The 1295-nt window shown below is 37.3% G+C and carries 1 protein-coding gene; it reads right to left on the bottom strand.

Annotation, left to right across the window (positions count from 1 at the left end; genetic code table 11):
- Positions 1 to 114: 114 nt before the first annotated feature.
- The gene (locus DSM00_RS15470; RefSeq protein ID WP_128758880.1) at positions 115 to 1086 is read right to left on the bottom strand and encodes an IS110 family transposase; all 972 of its coding nucleotides are present in this window, start codon (positions 1084 to 1086) and stop codon (positions 115 to 117) included.
- Positions 1087 to 1295 lie beyond the last annotated feature (209 nt).

A 1295-nucleotide genomic window follows, 5' to 3' on the forward strand; every position in this document is an offset into this window, starting at 1 on the left:
CAACAAAGAACTGAGGTAAAAAACAACTCTTTTCTACATTAAATTTGAGACATACGTATCCTTTGCTAAAATCTGTAACTACAGATCCTAACTGTTTCATTTATTACTTTTGACCTATCCTTTTGTTAGAACAGAAACAAAATTTTCATCGTATGGTAATCCTGATTTAGCAATGGCAAAGGCTTGTTTTAATAGCTTATTGGCTACCGCAATCAATGCCAGTTTCTTACTCTTGCCCTTGGCTACAATTCGCTCATAGATCTCCCTGCAGCCTTTGTTGTGTTTACAAGCATTAAAAGCACATAAAAACAACAGGTTTCTGAGCTTCTTGTTACCTACTTTACTGATCCTGCTTCTACCCCTTACACTACTCCCTGATTCCCGTATCGTTGGGGTGATCCCTACATAACTGCACAGTTGTGAAGCCTTCTCAAACTTAGAGAAGCCATCTGTTATCACAACTAAAAACAATGCCGTCTTGATCCCTATTCCAGGTATACTGGTTAGCAAAGTTAGTTGCTTCTGTTGATCCTGTTTTACAAGCTCCAGTAGACGATCTTCGATCCCTTTTACCTCTTTGTTTAAATGTTTGAGATCACGCTTTAAAGACCTGTAAACATACTTGGATGGGATGCCTAGCACTTCTTCGCCGTGAAGTTTGTTCTTTGTGGCTGTGCGCTTCTTTAGATAACTATCCATAAGTCTAAACAGCTGCAAGCATTCTGCCTGTACATCGCTAAGAGCATTATACAACGGGACTTCGTTAGACAACCCATAATTACAAATAGCTTTAGCATCACTCTTATCGGTCTTTACCTTAGCCAGCTTCATCTGTATAAAGCGTTTGACTGACAAAGGATTTACTACCGATACAGTAATACCATTTTTGTAAAGAAACTGTGCAAGTCGATAGTGGTAATAGCCGGTGGCTTCCATAACTACCAAAGAGTCTGCAGCTAATGTCTTGACAAATAATTTAAATCCTTGCTCATCATTCTTAAATTGAGAATGACCACATTCACTACCATAAACATCAAAGACATCCTTACTGATATCAACTCCAAAAGTTTCTTTATATTTATTCATAAGAACTGATTTTATGAAAGAGCATACTACCTTAATCACAACAACTTGAAAACGAGGTCTAACCTCACAGAACTGAACGTGTTTGAAGTAGTAAAAGAGAGGGGATTATCAATGTTGTCGAAGTCACAAGCTTCACCGTATAACTTAACCTTAATCCTCTCTTTGTTCTTTCTAATTATACTATCAATTTAAAGAGAATCAAACTTAAG

It is taken from the genome of Leeuwenhoekiella aequorea, from assembly GCF_004104375.1.
Lineage (GTDB): Bacteria > Bacteroidota > Bacteroidia > Flavobacteriales > Flavobacteriaceae > Leeuwenhoekiella > Leeuwenhoekiella aequorea.

Coding starts and splice junctions, on each gene's coding strand:
- DSM00_RS15470 (WP_128758880.1), bottom strand. CDS start 1,086: ATGAATAAATATAAAGAAACTTTTGGAGTTGATATCAGTAAGGATGTC.